This is a genomic window from Gimesia aquarii (assembly GCF_007748195.1).
Lineage (GTDB): Bacteria > Planctomycetota > Planctomycetia > Planctomycetales > Planctomycetaceae > Gimesia > Gimesia aquarii.
In genome coordinates this window covers 6,768,468-6,790,175 of the sequence record NZ_CP037920.1, presented here as the reverse complement: position 1 = coordinate 6,790,175, position 21,708 = coordinate 6,768,468, and the positions used below count along the sequence as shown (strand labels likewise).

At 46.4% G+C, this 21,708-nt stretch carries 19 protein-coding genes; 7 read left to right on the top strand and 12 right to left on the bottom strand.

Annotation, left to right across the window (positions count from 1 at the left end; all coding sequences use genetic code 11):
- Window positions 1-6: 6 nt before the first annotated feature.
- The 3 genes from V144x_RS25910 to V144x_RS25900 all read right to left on the bottom strand — a co-directional run bounded on the left by V144x_RS25910 (window position 7) and on the right by V144x_RS25900 (window position 3,041).
- A complete protein-coding gene (locus V144x_RS25910) occupies window positions 7-1,980 on the bottom strand; it encodes a sensor domain-containing diguanylate cyclase (protein ID WP_144989722.1) in 1,974 nt (657 codons plus the stop codon).
- A 142-nt stretch (window positions 1,981-2,122) separates the two neighbouring features.
- On the bottom strand, window positions 2,123-2,488 hold the full coding sequence (locus V144x_RS25905) for a response regulator (RefSeq protein WP_144989720.1): 366 nt from the start codon (window positions 2,486-2,488) through the stop codon (window positions 2,123-2,125).
- 64 nt (window positions 2,489-2,552) lie between these two features.
- The gene (locus V144x_RS25900; protein ID WP_144989718.1) at window positions 2,553-3,041 is read right to left on the bottom strand and encodes a chemotaxis protein CheX; all 489 of its coding nucleotides are present in this window, start codon (window positions 3,039-3,041) and stop codon (window positions 2,553-2,555) included.
- A 778-nt stretch (window positions 3,042-3,819) separates the two neighbouring features.
- Here V144x_RS25900 and V144x_RS25895 point away from each other — a divergent pair.
- On the top strand, window positions 3,820-4,074 hold the full coding sequence (locus V144x_RS25895; RefSeq protein ID WP_144989716.1) for a hypothetical protein: 255 nt from the start codon (window positions 3,820-3,822) through the stop codon (window positions 4,072-4,074).
- Between the two features lie 74 nt (window positions 4,075-4,148).
- Window positions 4,149-4,814 carry a response regulator transcription factor gene (locus V144x_RS25890; RefSeq protein ID WP_144989714.1) on the top strand — a complete coding sequence of 222 codons (666 nt, stop codon included), beginning with the start codon at window positions 4,149-4,151 and terminating at the stop codon, window positions 4,812-4,814.
- Window positions 4,815-4,836: 22 nt separating this feature from the next.
- On the opposite strand, the gene V144x_RS25885 is transcribed toward V144x_RS25890, so the two are convergent.
- Entirely contained in the window at window positions 4,837-5,790 is a 954-nt protein-coding gene (locus V144x_RS25885) for an aldo/keto reductase (RefSeq protein WP_144989712.1), read from the bottom strand.
- Window positions 5,791-5,891: 101 nt separating this feature from the next.
- Between V144x_RS25885 and V144x_RS25880 the strand changes: the two genes are divergently transcribed.
- A complete protein-coding gene (locus V144x_RS25880) occupies window positions 5,892-6,626 on the top strand; it encodes an SOS response-associated peptidase (protein WP_261343635.1) in 735 nt (244 codons plus the stop codon).
- Here the strand turns inward: V144x_RS25880 and V144x_RS25875 are convergent.
- Window positions 6,623-7,318 carry an HAD family hydrolase gene (locus V144x_RS25875; protein WP_144989709.1) on the bottom strand — a complete coding sequence of 232 codons (696 nt, stop codon included), beginning with the start codon at window positions 7,316-7,318 and terminating at the stop codon, window positions 6,623-6,625. The genes V144x_RS25880 and V144x_RS25875 overlap by 4 nt on opposite strands.
- A 50-nt stretch (window positions 7,319-7,368) precedes the next feature.
- Window positions 7,369-8,205, bottom strand: coding sequence for an ExeA family protein (locus V144x_RS25870; protein WP_197998642.1), 837 nt, complete (start codon window positions 8,203-8,205; stop codon window positions 7,369-7,371).
- A gap of 376 nt (window positions 8,206-8,581) precedes the next feature.
- On the opposite strand from V144x_RS25870, the gene V144x_RS25865 reads away from it, so the two are divergent.
- Complete coding sequence (locus V144x_RS25865) at window positions 8,582-9,313, top strand: RsmE family RNA methyltransferase (protein WP_144989705.1); 732 nt, start codon at window positions 8,582-8,584, stop codon at window positions 9,311-9,313.
- Window positions 9,314-9,336: 23 nt separating this feature from the next.
- Here V144x_RS25865 and V144x_RS25860 read toward each other — a convergent pair whose 3' ends face one another.
- Window positions 9,337-9,717 carry a DUF5658 family protein gene (locus V144x_RS25860; protein ID WP_144989703.1) on the bottom strand — a complete coding sequence of 127 codons (381 nt, stop codon included), beginning with the start codon at window positions 9,715-9,717 and terminating at the stop codon, window positions 9,337-9,339.
- A 44-nt stretch (window positions 9,718-9,761) separates the two neighbouring features.
- Window positions 9,762-10,727 carry a TIM barrel protein gene (locus tag V144x_RS25855; RefSeq protein ID WP_144989701.1) on the bottom strand — a complete coding sequence of 322 codons (966 nt, stop codon included), beginning with the start codon at window positions 10,725-10,727 and terminating at the stop codon, window positions 9,762-9,764.
- 301 nt (window positions 10,728-11,028) lie between these two features.
- On the opposite strand from V144x_RS25855, the gene leuS reads away from it, so the two are divergent.
- Window positions 11,029-13,953, top strand: a complete 2,925-nt coding sequence (gene leuS / locus V144x_RS25850) for a leucine--tRNA ligase (protein WP_144989699.1) — start codon at window positions 11,029-11,031, stop codon at window positions 13,951-13,953.
- Between the two features lie 331 nt (window positions 13,954-14,284).
- Here leuS and V144x_RS25845 read toward each other — a convergent pair whose 3' ends face one another.
- Window positions 14,285-16,744 (bottom strand): helicase HerA domain-containing protein, encoded by a 2,460-nt coding sequence (locus V144x_RS25845; protein WP_144989697.1) that lies wholly within the window; start codon window positions 16,742-16,744, stop codon window positions 14,285-14,287.
- A 214-nt stretch (window positions 16,745-16,958) separates the two neighbouring features.
- Window positions 16,959-17,387: an acyl-CoA thioesterase gene (locus V144x_RS25840; protein ID WP_144989695.1), complete on the bottom strand. Its 429-nt coding sequence runs from the start codon at window positions 17,385-17,387 to the stop codon at window positions 16,959-16,961.
- 127 nt (window positions 17,388-17,514) lie between these two features.
- Between V144x_RS25840 and V144x_RS25835 the strand changes: the two genes are divergently transcribed.
- Window positions 17,515-18,432 carry a carbohydrate kinase family protein gene (locus V144x_RS25835; RefSeq protein WP_144989693.1) on the top strand — a complete coding sequence of 306 codons (918 nt, stop codon included), beginning with the start codon at window positions 17,515-17,517 and terminating at the stop codon, window positions 18,430-18,432.
- 54 nt (window positions 18,433-18,486) lie between these two features.
- Window positions 18,487-19,296 (top strand): peptidylprolyl isomerase, encoded by an 810-nt coding sequence (locus V144x_RS25830; protein ID WP_144991159.1) that lies wholly within the window; start codon window positions 18,487-18,489, stop codon window positions 19,294-19,296.
- A gap of 8 nt (window positions 19,297-19,304) precedes the next feature.
- Here V144x_RS25830 and V144x_RS25825 read toward each other — a convergent pair whose 3' ends face one another.
- Both V144x_RS25825 and V144x_RS25820 read right to left on the bottom strand, forming a co-directional pair.
- The gene (locus V144x_RS25825; RefSeq protein ID WP_144989691.1) at window positions 19,305-20,618 is read right to left on the bottom strand and encodes a homoserine dehydrogenase; all 1,314 of its coding nucleotides are present in this window, start codon (window positions 20,616-20,618) and stop codon (window positions 19,305-19,307) included.
- 238 nt (window positions 20,619-20,856) lie between these two features.
- Window positions 20,857-21,507 carry an HNH endonuclease gene (locus V144x_RS25820; RefSeq protein WP_144989689.1) on the bottom strand — a complete coding sequence of 217 codons (651 nt, stop codon included), beginning with the start codon at window positions 21,505-21,507 and terminating at the stop codon, window positions 20,857-20,859.
- Window positions 21,508-21,708 lie beyond the last annotated feature (201 nt).

Sequence of the window (21,708 nt, the reverse complement as noted above, 5' to 3'; positions counted from 1 at the left end):
TTGTGTTTATGATTTTACAGGTTCCTGGCGACGTTCTTCTAACGGGGCCGAGCTGTCCTTCGTCTCTGCGAGATACTGTTTAACCAATTCGGCAGTATGAGTACTCTCCAGAAGCTCCAGTGTGATTAAGGTTTTCCCCAGAGCGATTGGTGGTTCGATCTGTAAAGCAAGGAGATAAGCAACCTGCTCTTGAGTCAGTAATTTTTGCTGAATTGTAATTTCACCAAATCGTTGGCCATTTTCTTTTTGTGTCTCAAGAATTTGGGCTACTTCTTCAGCCGTTAGTAACTTTTCTGCAATAGCAAGTTCACCAAGCTTAACGAGCGGTCCTTGTTTAGGGCATTTCAGGAGCGCTTTGGAAATTGTGGGAATATCGAAAATTTTCTTAGTGACCAGCCAGCGACTAAACCGGGAACGCTTGACCAATTGCTGAAGTTCCCGATCTGCTTTTCGGATGATAGAACGGATATGTACCTGGTTTCTTCCATTGGCTTTGGATTCGTACATTGCTTCGTCTGCTTCGGCGATCAGTCGTTCTTCCAAGCCTGCTGTGTTACGGCTCGGGATTCCGACAACGGCACCCAAACTGGCAGTGACCGGTACTCGTTTTCCTTCAAATTCGATCACCTCGTTTTCGATGAGAGCACGCAGTCTCTCTGCCAATTCCTGAATACCAGTTTCAGTAGGACTACTGACCATCACCACAAATTCTTCACCACCATAACGGCAAAAGACATCAGAACGGCGTGTTGACTCATTGGCAATTTTAGCAACGCGCTGCAATACCAGGTCACCAAACTGGTGGCCATATGTGTCATTTAATTGTTTAAAATGATCGATGTCCGCAAAGACAATTCCGATTGGAGTTGCAGTACGTGCACAATTATAAATTTCCTTTTCGAAAGCTTCATTGAAAAAGCTTCGATTATATACTTTTGTCAGCGGATCATGGACTGCTTTACTCTGTAACTGCTTATTTTCTGTTTCCAGTTGTACTTTTTGTTCTTCGATAACTGCCTGACGCGCAGAGGCCTGGGTAGAATCAACCTGAGCCTTCATAGTCAATCGGACTAATTGTTCGTTAGCGGTAGCCATAATTTCGTAGGGTGATCCGATATCGTCCATATTGACCTGGAACACTTGAGCGGCTTCTTCAAAACGTGCCTGGACACTTTCAAGGAAACCGTGCAGATCATTGTGGGGCATCTCAAAGAATTCAGTAGTAAGATCTTGAAGACGCTGCAAGGCGAGTCCACTGTTGGGAGAACAGAAATAGTCGCCGATGGCAGCTGAGGTGGCGATGGTAATGATCGCATTAAATTCAGGATGCGATTTGAGCTCCTGCAGTTCTTCAAAAGTATCATGGTGATGTTGAATGGCAGTTTTGAACTGTTCTGACATCTGCCAACGTTCCATCATTTTTACGCCGACTTCAGCATGATTGATGCCCAGGATCTCTGTTTCAAGTTCTGCGGTGTCTCTTTGTTGTTCTTCGGCCTGTTCCAATACATTTACAAGCTCATCAGGAATGGATCTCAACATGGCGAGATGGCCGATGTCCTGGAGCAAACCGATCAGGAAACTATCATGTTGCAATTCATTTCCCAGTTTCGCAGCTAATAATTCTGCTGCCGCCGATTGGATAATAGACTGCTTCCAGTAGGAATCGAACCGCGGTTTGAGCGGACCTTCAGTGATCGCGGATTCAGAGAGAGAAAAGCTCAATGCGAGCGAGGTGACGACCATTGTTCCCAAGAGAGGAACTGCGCGCTCAATACCTTTGCACTCAGATCTTAAGCTAAAAAATGAAGAATTACTGGCTTTCAAAATTTTTGCAGTGATTGCAGGATCCGCTTTGATTGTCTCAATCACATCTTTGATATCGGTATCAGAATCTTTCGAAAGTTCCAATAATTTTACAGCGACCGCAGGTAGTGTCGGTAATTGATCTGAAGACCAAATTTTTTCAGGAGAAATCATTATCTAAAACCTTTTTGGCAATGCAATTCAATGAAAAATGTGGTCGTTTTCAGAACAAGAATCATTCTAGCTGGCTCTGGATTTCTGAGAGCAGATTAGAAGTGATGCTACTTCTGATCAATCACTGCATCCCTGAATGACATTATGCGTTTGATGTAACCCAACGTTCCAACTTGCTTTTCAAACTGTCTGGTGTAAACGGTTTGACAAGATAGTCAGAGACACCAGCCTGAATCGCGGTGACAACGCGTGCACGTTCTGCTTCGGTTGTAATCATGATCACAGGAATGTCTTTATTACGCTGGCGGATTTCTTTCAGAAGTTGAAGTCCATCCATATTTGGCATGTTCCAGTCGCTGAGTACGATATCGAATGTGGAAGCTTCAAAGCATTCTAATGCTTGAACTCCATCTTCTGCTTCTGTCACATCTTCAATGTTCAATTTCAACAAGCAACGCTTTTGAATCGTTCTCATTGTTCCAGAGTCATCAACAAGTAAAACTTTCATTGGAATGGCCTTTATTTTTTAAGTCGGTTAGTCTTTCAAAACAAGTTAGTGTGGAATCAGCGTTTTATTTATCTGAAAACCCTGCTTCAATAGTGAATGTTCCAATCTCGGAATCGAATGCAATACAAATGGGGATTACATTAGAAGGGTAATGTACCGTGTGTCCAATTCCGGTGATAATATTGGGGATACTGATTGATGCTTCCAGATGCTCAAGTTGAGCTTTTGCTGACCCTGCAATCATGTTCGCTAATTCGCAAACTGCATCGCAGACCTCATCGTTAATTTCGTCTGTTGAAATTCCAACGAGTCGATCTAATACTCCAATGCCAACACTTTTAGATAAACTCAGAACGAGAGTTCCGGCTGCTTTTCCCGAAATTCCAATCACTGCGCTTAGCTCGTGTTGAGGGATGTGATCTGCTTTTAAACTCAATCCTGTCCGCTTTGGTGTGCATTCCAGCATCATTTCAAAAACAGATACTGTTGAGCTGATGATCGGGTTCACAAACTCAGCTGTCAGTTCCGATTTACCTGTAGCAGTTGATGTCATTATCGCGTTCCTGTTTCCTGAGAATCGTTCAAGTTCTATAAATCGATTCTTGTCGGGTAATTCGAGAAAATTATGTTACTTTTTGAATTCTGATGTTGATGACTGAAATCAACACCTTTTTTGAAAAGCCGAATATGCGTTTTCAAATTGTTGTGCATTTAGAACATAGATCACGAAAAATTGGATGTGACAAAATATCAACACGATACTGCTAAGAAAAATTGCTCCCTTGCTGGAAGATTGCCATGTATTCCGAATTTGAGGAATGTAGTGGAGGTATTACTCTTCAGGGATAGTAAGAAATGCCTCCGACATGACAATAACTATTAAGGAGAAGTGAATGACTGTCAGCCGAAAGGAATGCGTGATAAACCTCCATTTTGTAGTGGAATCAAAGAGTTATCTGTTTCTTTGTTGAGAGTATTTTAAATGAGATAAACAGCTCTGAATATCGAGATAAGCGTTTTCATTTTAATTACTCTTTTGAACCAATGGCGCTATAGTGTTAGAGAAAATCGAATTTGACAATAATCAGAACTTGCTGTTGAGTAATTGATTCCAGATGGTTTACTATTGGTATACGTGAGTTATAGGTAATGATTCATTTTTACAGCTTTGCACCTCTGCTTTTGATCGATCCGAAAACACATTAGCCCTTTCATGCTGAACGATTCAACATTTCTCATCGTGAAGTCAGAGGATTACGTTCAGTTTGATAGTAATTCATGCTGATATAATTAGTAGTTTCACCTTATCAAAAAAAATGAGTTGAAAACCTATGACGCAAACACATCAAGCGGATGATTTTGAGTTTGCACAAGAGGTTAGAAAAACTTGTCATCAGTTAAATAATTTTTTGACAGTATTGCGGTGTCAGCATGATTACCTGGGGGTATTACCCTCAGCAGAAATCAAAGCGGAACTGGTTAGTGTATTAAAAGATCTAGATCCTTTAGTGGAATCGGCAGCAAGTCAAATTCGTGAACTCTCTACGAAATGTAACACTCTATTAGAAGGAACTCAGAAACAATAAAAGCGGAATGTAGATTGAACCATTAGTTAATTGATGTCTATAAATTCTCTTCACAATTTTTATCGGGGGCCATAATGCTTACTTCGACTGACCTAATACGTGTTGTTTTGGTAGATGACCATTTAATGCTTGTAGATTCGTTGGTTTCACGCTTTCAGAACGACTCAGGAATTGAAGTCGTAGGATCGGCAGCGAATGCTGATGAGGGACTAGCTCTGGTTCTGGAAACTCAGCCAGATGTTGTCATCTTGGATGTTGAGTTACCAGGTCGTGGCTCTTTTGATATTGCCGAAGAAATTTCGACAAGATTAAAAAACACAAAAATGATTTTCCTCACAGGCTATCTTTCTGATATTTTCATTGACTTGGCTTTAAGGGTCAACGCGGTAGGCTATCTATTAAAAGGTGAACCAATTGAGTCTTTGATTCATGCAATCAAGAAAGCTGCTCGCGGCGAATATTGCTTTTCGCAGCCCGTACAGGAACGGCTGATCTTTGATCACAAAAAGAATTGCTACTCAATTCAATCAGAGAGCATGCTTACATCTCTGACATCCCGTCAAATCGAAGTACTCAGACATTTGGCGCGAGGGAAGAGTGTCAAAGAAGTCGCTCGCTCCATGCATCTCTCTGAGAAATCCATTGATAGTCACAAATATCGTATCATGCATAAACTGGGAATACATGATCGAGTTGAATTGGCCCGGTATTCGATTCGAGAAGGTTTGACACTACCGTAACCCAGCGAACGCACGATTCGTCTCAGGAATGAATCGTGCCACGTTGTTGAATGAGGTGGTCAATTGATTCGAGTTGTGAAGATGTTAGCTCAAAATTCATTGCTTGTGCATTTTCTTCGATTTGCTCAGGTCGCTTTGCGCCACATAACGCACACGTGATGCCCGTCTGCTGAATCGTCCAACTGATTACAATTTGAGCGATTGTGCGTTGATACTCTTCTGCTAATATTTTCAATTGGTCGAGAAAGTCCTGATTCTTTTCCCATTCTTCTCCATGAAACATAGGATATTTTCGTCTGCCATCTTCGGGAGCGAACTGATAATCGCGTGGGAGTTTGCCAGCGAGTAGTCCTTTCATGAGAGGCCAATAAACCATGACAGAAACATCGTTCTCGATGCACCAGGGCAAACGGTCTTGTTCAATATCGCGCTGTAACATGTTGTAGCGCGGTTGATAGGCAGAGATCGGACAGACAGCAGCAAATTCCTGAAGCTGTTCCAGCGTAAAATTTGAAACCCCAACAGACAGAATTTTTCCGGCCTCCAGTAATTCTTTGAACGCACCCGCTGATTCACTTACTGGAATTTCAGGATCGGGACCATGTAAGTAGTAAAGTTCCACTCGGTCTGTCTGCAGTCGCTTCAGACTTTCATCACATTCCTGTTTGATTCGTGCTGGTGATGCATCTCGTATTTGCTTTCTGTCAGCCCAATGGATGCCACCTTTAGTAGCGATTACAATCTGGTCTCGTTTATCTCCTAGTGCTTTTGCTATCAATTGCTCACTTTCTCCATCATAGCCGTAGCAATAAGCGGTATCAAAAAAATTGATGCCGGAATCAAGGGCCGCATTTAACGTCGCCAGACTTGCCTGTTCGGTGACATCAACGCTTGTGACTCCGGAAATCGGCCAGCACCCCATCGCGATGGGGGTAATTTGAATCTCCGTCTTTCCAATATTTCGCAAGGGGGGCATTCCATTCATTCCTGTAAAAGTTCAAACGTGAGATTTGTGTCTGATGACCGCGGGATGGTGATTCAGCCTGAAATCAATTAAACTGTATTGAATTGATTTCAATGAATATCATAGAGTTTACAGAAAACAAAAGAAGGCAAATTGAGATTATGTGTGCACGATTTTTCTTATTTTCGCCTGATGAAGAGATCATGAAATTATTCCAGATGGTACGATTTCCACGGATCTCTCCTCGTTTTAATATTGCTCCTTCACAGCCGGTTTTAGCAATCACCAACAGCCGGAATGGTTTTCAAGTAAACCATTTTCAGTGGGGTTTGATCCCCGGCTGGTCAAAAGATCCCGCCTCAGGACAGGCGATGATCAATGCGCGTTCGGAAACCGCTGCAACAAAACCGAGTTTCAAAGGCGCGTTTCGCTATCGCAGATGTCTCATTCCCGCGAATGGCTTTTACGAATGGAAGAGTGCGGGAAATCGTTCGAAACAGGCGATGTGTGTACGTTTGAAAGAGTCGCCTTTGTTTGCGATGGCTGGATTATGGGAGCAATGGCAGGGGCCCGATGGTACTGAATTAGGGACCTGCTCTGTGTTAACGACTGCGGCGAATACATTGTTAGAATCAATTCATCCCCGCATGCCCGTGATTCTGGAGCCAAATCAATTTAATCGTTGGCTGGGTTCAGAACGCACGCCCATTCCGCAGTTGGAGAGTTTGCTGCAGACTTTTCCAGCAGAGGAAATGGAGGCGTTTCCAGTCAGTTCCTATGTGAATAAAGTGGCCCATGATTCTCCTGAATGTATTGCACCGATCCAGGAACAGAAAACGTTGTTTTAGTTTTTGTTTTCTGGTGGAGGGAAGAGCGAAAGAACGGGTTCGATCTCTTCAAGATGTGCAAACAGGTAGTCAGGCTCGCAATCTCTGAGTTCCTCCAGTGAATAAACGCCCGTGGCGACAGCGATGACATTAGCCCCAATTGCGCGAGCACAGTGAATATCGCTGGGAGTATCTCCGATGACCCAAATCGAAGCAGCTTCGAGTAATTCTGGAGCATGACGTTCTTGAATCTGGTTCAATGCTACATGAGCGACGTCGTTTCGGTCTGAATGATGATCACCATAGGCACCAAACTCAAAAAAGTGGTCCAGATCGTAGTGTTCCAGCTTTTGACGAGCTCCATGTTCAAAATTGCCAGTCAGCAGACCCAGGTCGACATGCGCGTGTTGGGAGAGCGCTTCCAGAATGGATTTGATTCCTGGCAGCACGCGCCCTCGTTTCTCTTTTAGTTTTTCTGCAAGCAGATTCAGATACCCTGTTTCAAATCGTTTTCGATTCTCGCTGGTATTGGGAATATTAAAATACTTGAACAGATCCGTCATGATGGCATGATCGGTTCTCCCTGCGGTGGGAATCCCTTCAACGGGAGCGGAGACCTGAAACTCTTCTTCCAGCATATGCAAGATCGAGCGTTGGCCGGCTCCACCGGTATCGATCAATGTTCCATCAATATCAAACAAGCAGATGTGCATTTCGTATCGTCTTCTAAGGTAAGGGGAGTGTCTGTGAGTAACACTCTATTCTATACACCTTGCATGACTTCGGAAATGCGGTTTGTGGATGTAGGAGCGCCTTTTATTTCAAGGTTTGCACTTTTGATCACGCTCGAGTCTATTTCTTCCAGACTTTGCTCATATCCTGCCAGGAGTGCTAGATCACAAATCTGATTGATTTTTTGTGGCGTTCCTTCTGCCGTTTTCTGAATTTCTTCGAATGCGTCATCAGTAAACACAGACTTTGAACAACCTGATTGACTCAGACGATGAACGATATAGTTTTGGGTCGTTTCCAGGTCGAATGGCGCGAGTTCGATGGCGAGATCTGATAAATGAGATACGTTGGCTGCCTGTCCGGAGTTCAAATTTTCAAAGGTCGTCACAATAGATAACGAAGGGTATTCCTGGTTTCCGGAATGCAGTAACCGTTCAATCGACTTGAGACACTCAGCATGACTTTTATCCACATGATCCAGGAGCAAGATGACGCGGCTTTGAGTCAATTGGAGACCAGTGAGATAATCGGCCAGGGATCGCCAAAGTTGAGGCAGTGCGGTCGTGTGAGCTGGCCCCAGACGTAACTGGGCACAGACCTGCCACAGAAATTCCTCTTCTGTTAAGCCAAGGAGATCAATGTATTCACAGCGATGCGGGCTGCGTTTCAATAAATACTGAAGTACTTTCAGGGTGAGTGTTTTACCTGTGCCCGAAGGACCTGTAAAGACAGCGCCTTTTTTTTGTTCTTCAGCGACAAATAAAAGCCGTGCGAGCGCCTCTTCGTGGAGCTCGCTTTCGAAAAAATATTCCAGATCCAGTCGTTGATTGAAGGGAGCTTGTGTGAAATTCCAGAAATCGCAATACATAATTCTTTTTGACCTGTTGAATTTTGGGTGAGAATCGATCTGTCCAGATTCTCTTTTCCTTGCAGAACGTACAGGGATCGAGATACCATCCAATGAAAGAGACGCCATGTTCAGAGGGCTAGATGAATAGCCTGCTCTGAGTGTGAAGTTTCCCTGATTGTTAAAATCGGTCATTCGATACCATCGGCATGACTGAGCACCACCCGGCTATTCTATGTTTGTCCAACTTACGCATTTTAAAGAGCTTAAAGTTTTTCTAAAGGGCGTCCCATTTAACTAGAGCGGTTTCAACACGATTTTTTCTTGGTGCAAATAGACTTGCAGATACTGTAATCAACCTGGATTCAGTCTGGTTTAACTCATTCCGAAAGCATTTATGCCACACCGATTTTATTTTGAAGGTTCTTTAGACCCCGATCAGTTGCTTTTGGAAGGCGGCGAAGCACATCACGGGCTACACGTCTTACGCCTGCAGGTCGGTGATTCTGTGCTGGTATTTAACGGAACGGGAGCTGAAGCAGAGGGTGTCATTATAAAAACCTCACGCAAAACCATCGAAATTAAGGTGAGCGAGCGACGCGAAACCCCTGTTGAGACACAGGTTCCCTTGATTTTAGCCACTGCAGTCCCGAAAGGAGATCGCTTTCGCTGGTTGGTTGAGAAGGCAGCGGAGTTAGGTGTCAATAAGTTGGTGCCCCTGATTACCGAACGTAGTAGTGTTGATCCGGGCGAGAACCGTTTGAAAAAATTACAACAGACGATCGTCGCGGCAGCGAAGCAGTCAGGTCAAACCCGCATGATGGAATTAGGGGCTCTGCAGAAGTGGGATGATTTTTTAGAAGAAGCCTCTCGCTCCGAGTCTCAGATGTTAGTTGCGGATCCAGAGGGAACAAGGCTCGATGTTTTGAACATGAATTCAACAAACGCTTCGTCCGGCTCTTTGGTATTACTGATTGGGCCAGAAGGAGGTTTTTCTCCTGAAGAGCTCGAATCGGCATTGGAACAAGGCGCAAAGCCGATCAAGTTGAGCAAGGGGATATTACGAATTGAAACGGCGGCGATTTTATTTGCCGGGTTGATTCGCCTGACTACCGACCAGCCGGGGTGAGCGGCGGGGAAGGGCCGGTCTCATTAGCCAAACAGGTACCCCGACCGAATAAAGAGTGCGACACTATAAATCACAACTCCTGCTACAACCAACGAGCCGAAGTTCAATAAGTTGCGTCCTGTGTTGAACTTTTTCCTGGCAACGATTTGTGCAATTATCGTCACGACCGCAACCAGTCCAAATTTAAAATAGACCATTCCTTTGATTCCCCAACTGGCGAGAAAGAAATTCGCGATCTGGTTTGACTCTCTGAAATTACCTGTCACCAACAGGATATAAGTCATGAAGACATCGAGCGCATTCACCAGGATGAAGATGCAGGTTTCACGCTCCAACGGTAGCTGATGAGTCCAGATAGGCCCCTTCTTTTTTTCTTCGGGAGGTTCAGAATGAGTTTCTTCCATGATCAAAGCTCACTAGAACAAAAAAAAGTAACGTTAATTTACAATTAAACCAGTTTACGTAATTCGTTGATGTAACCAGGGATCGCTTCTTTGGGTTCTTCTTTTGCTTCGTATTCTAGCACAATAAAATTCTTATAGTGCGCATCTTTCAAAATTTTAATAATACGTGGAATATCGGCGGGAACCTCTTTGCCGCGCATTCCCATTTCCACTTTGATCTGAGCATTAATTGCCAGGGGAGCGATTTTTTTGAGATCAGCGTAAGGATCTTCTGTTCGGAAATTTCCACTATCAAAATTAATTCCAAAATTAGGTGCCTTGTTAACACCATCAATGATTCTCATCATCTGCTCAGGCGTAGAAGTAATCCCTCCATGATTTTCGAGTGCCAGACTCACTCCTTTTTGCTCGGCATATTTGAGGGATTCATTAATGCCTTTCTGACACATTTTGATCGCCTCGGTTTCATTTCCCCCTTTGGGAACGCGGCCTGCAAAAATTCGGATGACGGGAGCCCCGAGGGCGGCCGAATAGTCGATCCACTGACGTGTCATTTTGAGTTGGGCATCACGGGCTGCACCTTTGGGAAGACAGAAATCGTTGCCGATTGCAGTGCCAGAGACTTCCAGCCCCAGTGAACCGGCCAGGTCTTTTGTCTGCCTGAGATAATCATTGCTGACAGGATTTGGAAAATAATAGCTGGTCAATTCGCAACCATCGAGTTTCAGTTCGCCGCAGTAGCGAACAAAATCCATGATGTTCATCGTCACTGGGGTTTTCTTCGGTCGCGGCTTGGGCCAGCTTTGTTTCATATAACGATGAAATGAATAGGCGGCCAGACTCAGTTTGTTTTTTTCTGGAGCGGCTTTCTTCTGAACTCCCGCTGACAATTGTGTGTCTGAAATCAGGGAGCCTGCGGTCAGCGCTCCGAATCCCAAAAGGGAAGAGGTTTTCAGAAAGTCGCGTCTACTGGTTTCTTGCTCGATCTGAGAATGGAAATCAACTGCCATTATGTTTACTCCAGGAGTGGGGCTAATAAAATGTGTGGACTTTTTAAGTAGTAACTATGTCTAGAAGAACAGCTCGTTCATTTTGACAAAAGTCGGATCGTAAAGAAACCCTCGATCCCAAAAACAGGCAGAATTGCAAAGTTTCCAAGGATGGCTAAACTTACTCTATTACTGTAGATATCACTGACAGTGTACCTGTTTGTTTGCTACGATATGCGACCAGGGAAATCGCCCTGTCACGTTTTAAACCAAACTTAGACCGGGCCATGATGCCCATCACGAATTAGGAAGACCGGACACAATGCCTCGTTATGACGCCAAGCGGATCGAAACCAAATGGCAGGAATATTGGGATCAAAAGGAAACTTTCAAGGCAGGAGATTTTGTTGAAGGCAAAGACAAGCTCTATGTGCTTGATATGTTTCCCTACCCGTCTGGCGATGGTTTACACGTAGGGCATCCGGAGGGATATACGGCAACGGATATTGTCTGCCGTCATGCCCGCATGCAAGGCAAGCAGGTTTTGCATCCCATGGGCTGGGATGCCTTTGGTTTACCCGCCGAACAGCATGCTATTAAAACAGGCACGAATCCCCGTGTCACCACTCAAAAGAACATCGATACGTTTCGTCGTCAGTTGAAAATGTTAGGTTTTAGTTATGACTGGAGCCGCGAATTTTCCACGACCGATCCTGACTACTTCCGCTGGACCCAGTGGATCTTTCTCCAATTGTTCGAGTCCTGGTTTGATGGTGAGTGTGAGTGGACAGGTCCGGATGGTAAAAAACGCGTCGGTCGTGCCCGACCGATTAGCGAGTTGCCGATCCCTGACAAAGTGAAATCAGAGGGTGAGGAGGCGGTCCGCCATTATCAGAACCGTCAGCGATTGGCTTATCAGCATGAAGCGCCAGTCAACTGGTGTCCTGCTTTAGGAACGGTTTTGGCGAATGAAGAAATCATCGATGGCAAAAGTGAACGAGGGGGGCATCCCGTCGAACGAATTCCTTTACGTCAGTGGATGTTGCGGATCACCAGATATGGAGATCGGTTGATCGACGGTTTAGAAGGACTCGACTGGTCTGAATCGATCAAGTCGTTGCAAAAAAACTGGATCGGTCGCAGTGAAGGTGCTGAAGTCGATTTCTTTGTCGGTGCCGAACACGAAAGTGATTCTTTGGACCAAGCTTTCAAAATCTGGAACGCGTCGCGCGGAGCATCAGGATTTCCAGAAGAGCCTGATGCGGATGTCTTACGGATTTATACAACGCGTCCCGACACATTATATGGTGCCACTTATATGGTTTTGGCGCCGGAACATCCATTTGTTGACCGCTTGACGACGGCTGATCAGAAACAAGCGGTGGAAACCTATCGCCATCAGGCAGCACTCAAAAGCGACCTTGATCGAACAGATTTGGCCAAGGAAAAGACGGGTGTTTTTACGGGAAGCTATGCGGTGAATCCGGTGAATGGTGCACAAATTCCGATTTGGATCGCCGATTACGTTTTAATCAGCTACGGCACAGGTGCCATCATGGCGGTCCCTGCACACGATTTGCGTGACTGGGAATTTGCCGTCGAGTTTAATTTACCTATTATTCCTGTAGTGGAACCCCCTGCTGGATATGAACCTTCGAAAGAAGAGTCGGCTTTAGAAGCAGACATCGAGGGAGCGAAACGGACTCCCTTTTCCGGTTTGGGAACGGCCATTCATTCTGGAGAATTTGATGGAATGAAGACCGCCGAATTCAAAAAGAAAATTACGGCCAATCTCGTTGATCAGGGACTTGGAAAAGGAGCTGTAAACTACCGTTTGCGCGATTGGCTCTTCAGTCGACAGCATTTCTGGGGCGAACCATTTCCCATCTGGCACGAACTCGACGCCGAGGGAAAGATCACCGGTTTGATGCGCCCCGATCCAGAAGAGAGCTTGCCTGTCGAGTTACCCGAATTGAAAGAATATAAGCCAGCAGGAACTCCGGATCCTCCACTTTCTGCGGCACCGGATGAGTGGTTATTTAAAACCGACTCCGATGGGACCCGTTTATACCGTGAGGTGAACAGCATGCCTCAATGGGCGGGCTCTTGCTGGTATTATTTGCGGTTTGCCGATCCCAAAAACAATGAGCACTTTGTCGATCCGGAGAATGAAAAGAACTGGTTACCCGTCGATCTTTATATCGGTGGTGGCGAGCACGCCGTTTTACATTTACTTTACGCGCGGTTCTGGCATCAGGTTTTATTCGATCGTGGTCACGTGACCTGCGCGGAACCATTCCAAAAGTTGGTCAACCAGGGCATGATTTTAGGCGATGTCGAATTGACTGGTTTTCAGACAGCCGATGGTGACTGGGTTTCTTCCAAAGCCGTTGAAGAGTCGGACGAATCTGAAACCAAGTGGATTGAGAAAACAACAAAAGATCCGATTATTGCTGTGAAGTTACAGTCCGATCAGGTGCAAAAGCAAGGAGAGGATTTCACACTGGTCGAAGACCCTACGATTTATGTGAGCAGCCGCGCTTATAAGATGTCGAAGTCACGCGGGAATGTGATCAACCCTGATTTTGTTGTCGAGCAGTATGGTGCCGATGCATTACGTATGTATGAAATGTTTATGGGGCCGTTGGAAGCGACAAAGCCCTGGAGTATGAGTGGCGTGGATGGCGTCTCCCGTTTTCTCGGTCGTGTCTGGCGATTGATGGTTGAAGAACGCGCGGAAGCTGTCACTTTAAGTGATGTCGTTTCCGATGATAAACCTTCCGAAGACCAGCTTCGTATTTTGCATAAAACGATCAAAGCGGTCACGGAAGACATTCAGAAATTGTCGTTCAACACGGCCATCAGTCGCATGATGGAATTCACGAATGCGATGGGACAGGAAAAGGTGCGCTCCAAAGCTGTCTTGTCTGACTTCGTGTTAATTCTTTCGCCGTTTGCCCCGCATATCGCGGAAGAACTCTGGAGTGTTCTCGGTCATACTGATTCATTGGCTTATCAACCGTGGCCGAACTATGATGAATCGTTATTGCAGGAATCGGTTGTCGAAATTCCGGTTCAGGTCAACGGAAAATTACGCGCCAAGATTTCAATTGCCGTTGATGCGGATCAAGCAACCATGCAACAAGCGGCCGAACAAGACGAAACCGTCGTACGGTTCCTGGAAGGGAAAACGGTTGTCAAAACCATCGTCGTGCCGGGTAGAATGGTGAATTTCGTTGTTAAATAAAACCCTACTCAAAAAGGTATCCGGAACCAAAAACATTTAAAGAAGCACGATTCTCGTAGGGTCGGACCCATGTGTCCGACCGCGCTTGTTGATGAGTTGTTGTAAATTGATCAATGAATGGGAGTCTATTTGTGCTTTGTTTTTAAGTTTTGAATGCTGGATCACAGCGGGCGAACACATGGGTTCGCCCCTACCTGGGATCACTCATGCCTCAACTTGCGTTAACAATCAACATTGGGGTTTTGTTGCAAGAAACTAACCATGTTGACTTGAAAACAATGGCAGCGTCGTGTTTGCATGATGATGCGAAAGAGAAATTTTCCCTCAGATACTACTCTTCGTCCAATCGATAGAGGGGCTGGCTGATGCCAGTTGAGTCGACAGACCAGGGAAGCCAGATAAACGAGACTTCGTTCACCATTAAGTCGGACTTGCGTGGGCGGACGGGATATTCTTCGATCTCGAAATCTTCAGGATGAATGGGTTCTTCCAGCTCATCTAATTCCTGTTGAAATGTTTCTTCGAGGTCGGCGTATTTTTGTTGTTGTACTTCCAATGCTTCTTTGGCGCGTCCGATGTCGCCATGCTCTTTAGCCGCTTTTCCCATGTTGCGGGCGGCTGTGGAGGCTTTCCGCACATTCGTGGCACTGGCGATCTTTCTACCCATGAGGGCTCCGAAAATGGTGGTTCCAATTGAAAGAAACGTACTCATTTTTTTGTCACTATATTGTGCTTCTTCTCGCGCCACACGTTCCTCAGCCGTTCGGATTCGGTTTTTGATGGTTTCAAATTTGGATGCATACTTAGTGCGCAATTTCTCAATTTGTAAATCGCGTTTTTCACGCATCAGTTGTTTGAGTCGTGCACGAAATGACGCTTCATCTTCGTTTGGTTCGGAATACAGTTTCGGGCTGGCGCTAAACCACAGCTTGAGTGGATGCTCCTGATAGAGCCAGGTCTTCAGTTTCTTGCTCCATGTACGATACTGTGCGGGTTTTGTCATCTCGCTGGCTACTTCCGCAAACTGGGCCTGTTTTGCAGTTTCATCGTCGTATTCCAGATTGCCGGGAGGAATCAGAGTCGCCTCATCCCAAAGTGATTCCGGCAGGTCGCCCGTGATCGCAGCCAGCATCGCGACATCTTGCCAGAGATCGACTTTCGACTTGGCGTCGGCATAGCGTAGCTTTGCCACACCAATAATTCCCGGTCGATAAACGAGGCGACTTCCTTTGGTCAACATGGTCGACGGGGTAAAGATGCGTTGTTTGATTTCAGCAGGAATCGGTGGAGGCTGGCTCGGATCGCTTTCGGGCGCGGCAGCAATGGTTGGTGCTGCCGCAGTTGTATTGGCTTTTGTTTCAGCGACTGCGATCTTGCGGGGTTCCATCAGCGTTTTAATCTGGTTGCGTGTCAACGGGCCGCGCAGATAGGAGAGTGCCCATCTCGTGTGGAATATGACGGGGGCATCCTCATGCACGTTGTGCAACAGGAAGACTCGGCTTCCCAAGTCAGACAAAATCGATTCCATTTGCTGCCGATCAAATTGACTGCCCGCCGTGCCTGAAGCACTTTCCAGACCATCCAGAACTCGTGCTTTGTCGCGTTCGGTTTGCAGACGGCCGATAAACCAGGTGCCTGTGTTCGAGAGGCCTTTGTAATCCAGATCGACCGGATTTTGTGTGGAAAGGACCACTCCTAGCCCAAAGGCACGAGCCTGTTTTAACAAAGTCAACATCGGCGTTTTAGAAGGTGGGTTGGCGGTGGGAGGAAAGTAACCAAAGACCTCGTCCATATACAGGATGGCACGCAAACTCGACGTGCCCGATTGACTGCGCACCCAGGCGAGTACTTCATTGAGGAGAACCGTCACAAAAAACATGCGTTCTGATTCGGAAAGATGTGCGATCGAGAGCACGGAGATGCGTGGCTTGCCTTGTTTCGTCATTAACAGACGCTCTATGTTCAATGCGTCTCCCTGCATCCAGGCTTCAAATCCCGGAGAGGCGAGTAGATTGTTCAATTGCATCGAGAGTTTCATTCGATCTTTGGAAGGATAAAACGTATCCAGGTCCAGAAAGCCAATCTTTTCGAAAGGGGGGGCCTGAATTTCCTGAATCAGACTGGCAACGGAGACGTTACGTTTTTCTTTCCAGGCATTGCTGAGAATATTCGAGAGTAGAATGTGTTCACGGCTATTAATGGGGTCGGCGTCGATTTTCAATAACGCCAACAAACCAGAGACCGCCGACATGATGCGGTCTCGAAACGCGTCGCTATCATTCAACACAGCCTCACTCGGTGCATCAAATGATTTTAAGACAGAGATTGGCAAACCGGCGTTGCTACCGGGCGTATAGATAGCCATATCAACGGCAGACCGCAGGCGCTCGATGCGGGAGGCATCCTGCTGCCAGTCGGCCAGGCCTTGTTTCCAGAGTTCGGCAGTCCAACGCGCGAATTCGTCGGGAGTTTTTCCTTTGCGGATCGCTTCACTTTCTTCAACCCAGGGGCGAAAGTCAGCTGGTTTCAAATCGGGAAAGGTAAGCAACAGGTTTCCCAGATCTCCTTTGGGGTCGATGGCGATGACGGGAATATCATCGATGGCGGCTTCTTCCAGTAACGATAAACAGAGTCCGGTCTTGCCGCTGCCGGTCATGCCGACACAAACCGCATGTGTGGTCAGATCTTTGCTGTCGTACAATACCAAATCGTTTTTGGTTGTATCGTTTTCCAGATCATGTTCTCGACCTAGATAAAATGCGCCCAGCTTTTCATAGGGTTGATCAGTCATTGCTCACCATGAAATGTATGAAATCATTGCCAGAAAATGAAATTGGCCTTTGATCAGAATCAAAACTTAAACAGATGTGTTTTGGGATGATTTCGAAAGAAGAATTGTCAATCATCGTGTTAGAGATAGACTACCATGATAGACAGTGCATTTCACGTTTTGAACCAAAATCTTCGCTCATATTTTTGAATCCAGAATCAATTGCTGCGAACCATTAGCGGGGTTCTTCCTGTTCGGGAATCACCGCGAAACACGAGAGTACTTCTTGCGGTATGCGCCGTGGAGTCAGATTTTCATAATTCACGAATGCCCAGTTTGTTTCGGCTTTTACCAGTAGCTCAGAATCAAGGGGGCGTACGATTTGATATTTCCGCAGAGATTTAACCTTTTGAAGCGTGGAGATCCAGGTTTGTACGATAATTTCCTGACCCACAAACGCCGGTTGTAAATACTCAATATAGTGACTCCGCGCGACCCAGCCGATTTTCAGTTCGCGGTAGCGACGGGCTGACCAGCCATTGGCGGTGGAATGTGCCACCGCAGCGTCCTGTAGCCATTTTAGGTAAACCACATTGTTGACGTGTCCGAGTCCGTCAATTTCCTCCTCGGTGACTAAATGGCGGTATTCATAAATGCGATGCATGGAATTTCTATCCTGGATTATGTTATGGTATCACGCGAGATGATTGTGTGCGGTGTTGAATTTCACAATACAATCATCTGTTTTGAAATAGTGTTCCTAAATGAAATTGTAATTGAATTAGAGTTCTATGAATAATGTAACGTCTCTTCCAGTGGTAATCGGTTTAGGTGAATTACTGTGGGACTGTTTTGGTGATGAAAGGCGGCCCGGAGGCGCGCCGGCGAATGTCGCTTTTCAGGCAAATCAACTGGCCTGTCAGGGAATTGTCGTCTCACGCGTGGGACAAGATCCATTGGGAACAGAATTGCTGGATTTCTTAAAACAGCAAAATCTTGCTACAAAGTACGTGCAGATTGATACGACATTTCCCACCGGCACCGTGACGGTTGAGTTTTCTGACGCCAATGATCCACAATACACGATTCACGAACGAGTGGCCTGGGATCATTTAGAGTTTAATCAACCGTTGGCCGAACTGATGAATCAGGCTAAGGCGGTCTGTTTTGGTACCCTGGCTCAGCGAGAGAAAACCTCCCGAGAATCAATTTATCAGTGTCTTGCGGCGACGAACGCTGATTGTCTGGTTGTGTACGACATCAACTTGCGGCAGGAATACTTTGATCGGAGTTGGATCGAGCGTTCTTTATCTTTAGCAAAAATCGTCAAATTAAACCTGGATGAAGTAGAGGTACTGGCGGGGCTGCTAGAAATCTCTGTCGGTGATACAGGTTGGTTTATCGAACATATTCAGAAAGAGTATACTGTGGAAGCGGTCTGTATTACGCGGGGGGCTGAAGGATGTTTGATTTATGCCGACGATCAACAATATGATATTCCCGGCATGCCCGTTGAGGTCGTTGATGCGGTGGGAGCCGGCGATTCGTTTACGGCGGCTTTGATTTCGCGTCGTTTATTAGGCTGGTCCTGGGACAAGGCGGCTTTGTTTGCCAATCGTGTGGGAGGTATGGTTGCCAGCCATGCAGGAGCAATGCCTGTGTTACGTGCCGAGTTTGAGCGGCTTGGCGAGGAAATTCAGACTCGTTAAGATCTTGTAAGTTCTTTCAATTTTAAACCTTTCATTAGAGTGAGGATGGATATGATGTCACGTTTTACCCCGTGGATTCTGTGTCTGGCTGTTTCTTGTTTGGCAGGCTGTCCCGGAGAAACCCCCACAGCCAGTGATCCTGAAGTTCCTCAAGCGACTTCCCAAAAACAGTTGGAAACGCTTCCTGCCGGCGGGGACTTTCAAGTTTTACTGGAAACGACAAAGGGAAATATTGTATTGGACGTACATCCTGAATGGTCACCCAAAGGGGCCGCACGCTTCAAGGAACTGGTGGAAGAGGGCTTCTATAATGATACTGCATTCTTTCGTGTGATTGACGGGTTTATGGCACAAATCGGTATTAATGGAGATCCTGCCGTACACGCCAAATGGAAAGATAACAACATTATGGATGAGCCTGTGGTCGAGTCGAATAAACGGGGCTATGTCTCTTTCGCAAAATCAGGTTTGCCTAACTCGCGTTCGACACAATTTTTTATCAACTTTGGTGATAACTCCAACTTGGATGGAATGGGCTTTTCTCCTTTTGCGCAAGTCATTGAAGGGATGGACGTCGTCGATTCTCTGTATAACGGCTATGGAGAAGGAGCACCAAGTGGACGCGGCCCCCACCAGGGAAAACTGGTCGAAGGTGGGAACGCTTATTTGAAAAAAGAGTTTCCGATGTTGGACTACATTAAAAAAGCAACCATCGTTGATGGATCTGCGAAAGAGGGAGCGAAACCAGAGGCGGCGGCTCCTGATGCAAAAGCAGACAAGAAGCCAGCAGAGCCTGAGAAAAAAGAAGAAGCGAAGCCAGAAAAAGCAGCGCCTGAAAAAACGCCTGCTAAGAAAGACGAATAGTCTTTCGATCAATCATTCACCGGCATGCGCACAAAGGGAGCCCGGATGCAATCCAATGCATCCAGCTCCCTGCTGGCTGCCTGAAATCGGCCTTCGGTTGTGCGGTGCGTCATAATAACCAGGGGAACGATGGGGTAGTTTTCCGTCTCATCGACTTCAGGTGCTTCATGCTGTACCAGACTGGCGATACTGATTTCGTGATTTCCCAGCACGTTCGTAATGTCTGCCAGTACGTGAGGGCGGTCTTCTACGTTTAAACGCAGGAAGTACCGCCGCGAAATGTCTTCGCGTGGCAGGATTTGAATGTCCTGACTGGAGTTCCAGAGATTCAATCTCGGGAACGTAATGGCGGCCCGACCTACGGCGACATCGATCAAGTTAGCAACGACGGCAGACGCTGTCGCCATTTGCCCGGCTCCCATACCCGAGAGCCAGACTTTCCCCACAGCATCACCTTCCAAAGCGATCTTGTTATAAGCGTCTTCTACGTGCGCTAACGGGTTATCATTACGAATCAACGTCGGTTGCGCGTGCATCTCGAGTTGACCATTCAGTAATTTGGCAACCGCCAACAGTTTGACGGTATAGCCCAGCTCGTCAGCGTATTGTAAGTCAGCCAGTGAAAGCGAATCGATTCCCTGTCGCAGGAATTGATCGAGATTAACTTTCACTCCCAATGCCAGTTGCACAAGGATTCCTAATTTCTGTGCGGCATCAGTGCCATCTACGTCCATGGCGGGATCAGCTTCTGCATACCCAATTTCTTGAGCAGTCCTCACGGCGTCTGCATAGCTTGTATTGTGGGAAAACATTTCGGTCAGAATATAATTACTGGTTCCATTCAGGATGGCTTCAATCGAAATAATTTGATTCGCAGTCATGGCTTGCGTGACTGTTTCGATTAAAGGGACTCCCCCTGCGACTGCTGCTTCGAAACAGATGCAGCGACCCAACTCTTTTGCGCGCTGGAATACGAGTTCTCCTTTTTCACAGAGGAGTGCTTTGTTGGCGGTGATAACATCTTTGCCGCTTTCCAGGACGCGCAATATAATGTCATAGGCGGGATCGATTCCGCCAACCAGTTGAAGTACCACCTCAATCGTAGAATCATTGATGACGGATTCGACATCATCGGTCAGCACTCCAGCAGGAAGCTCGATGTCACGTGTTCGTGAAAGATCTCTTACGACGGCCCGTTTGAGGTGTATGGGGCGGCCTGCCCGCGTGGTCATTTGTTCGGCGCGATTAAGCAGAATTTTTGCTACACCACTGCCTACGGTACCCATACCGATAATGGCCACATTTAAAGGAGAAGACGACATTCCAGATTCCTGAATTTTATACGATGAACGGTAGCGAGGGGGACTTGATTTCCGCATCGTACTATAGACAGTTCCCCAGGCAAGTGGAACCAATGCCGTCAAAATCAGTTGGTTTCAGGATGAGAATCGCGTTGGATGTGTCGATTTTGCCGGTCAATTCCGAAGAAAACAGCAAATGCTGATTGCAGAGTCTGTGAGAGACCATGAAATGAAAGAAGCGCAGTTTCACCACTCGCTGTTATTCACAGGCGAGTAATTCCTTCGTGCTCACAAAGTTGCGCCAGCATGCGTATTTCTCATGCTTGACCTGTTGCAGCAACACGGGGTTACGACTGGGCTTTGCCGGTTTTTGCAGCAGCTTCATTCCAGCCTGCGAAGGCGTGCGGCCTCCTTTTTTCGTATTACAGCGACGACAGGCACTGACAATATTTTCCCAACTCATGCCTCCGCCGTGAGAGCGGGGGACGACGTGATCCAGACTAAGTTGCTTGACGCCGAATTTTTTGTGGCAGTATTGGCAACGATAACTGTCTCGAATAAAGATATTGCGGCGGTTGAATTTAATCGTATTGTTGGGGATGCGATTATAGTGCAACAGGCGAACAACACGGGGAACCTGGATTTCAAAATTCACAGAAAAGATCCAGTCTTCCAATTCCGTTCGTTCATTGAATTCGGACCTCAGCTCACTGATTTCAATCCAGGAACTGAAGTCATAGTTCATAAAGCTGCCATCTTCAACACTGATGACTTCCGCAATGTCTTTACTGAGCAGACAAAAAGCGCGTTTGGCTGAGATCACGTGAACCGGCGAATAAGTCTTATTCAGCGCCAGAACACTCGCCTGCATGGCGCTAGACTGTGTCTTCCCGGTAGTTGCAGATATCATACGCCGCCCACCCTCCAGATCACTTAGCAAGGTTATGGCAATATCAAGGTGCAGTTTAAGTCAAAACGACCCCAAAAAACAAACATTGGAATTGCCGGGCATGATACCGTAACTGGTGCACCTGTCAATTCATTTTTTCAGATTCCGTCTTTAATGAGGCGCGCACCCTCACCGTCTTTATTTTACCTTTGAAAGGGGGGG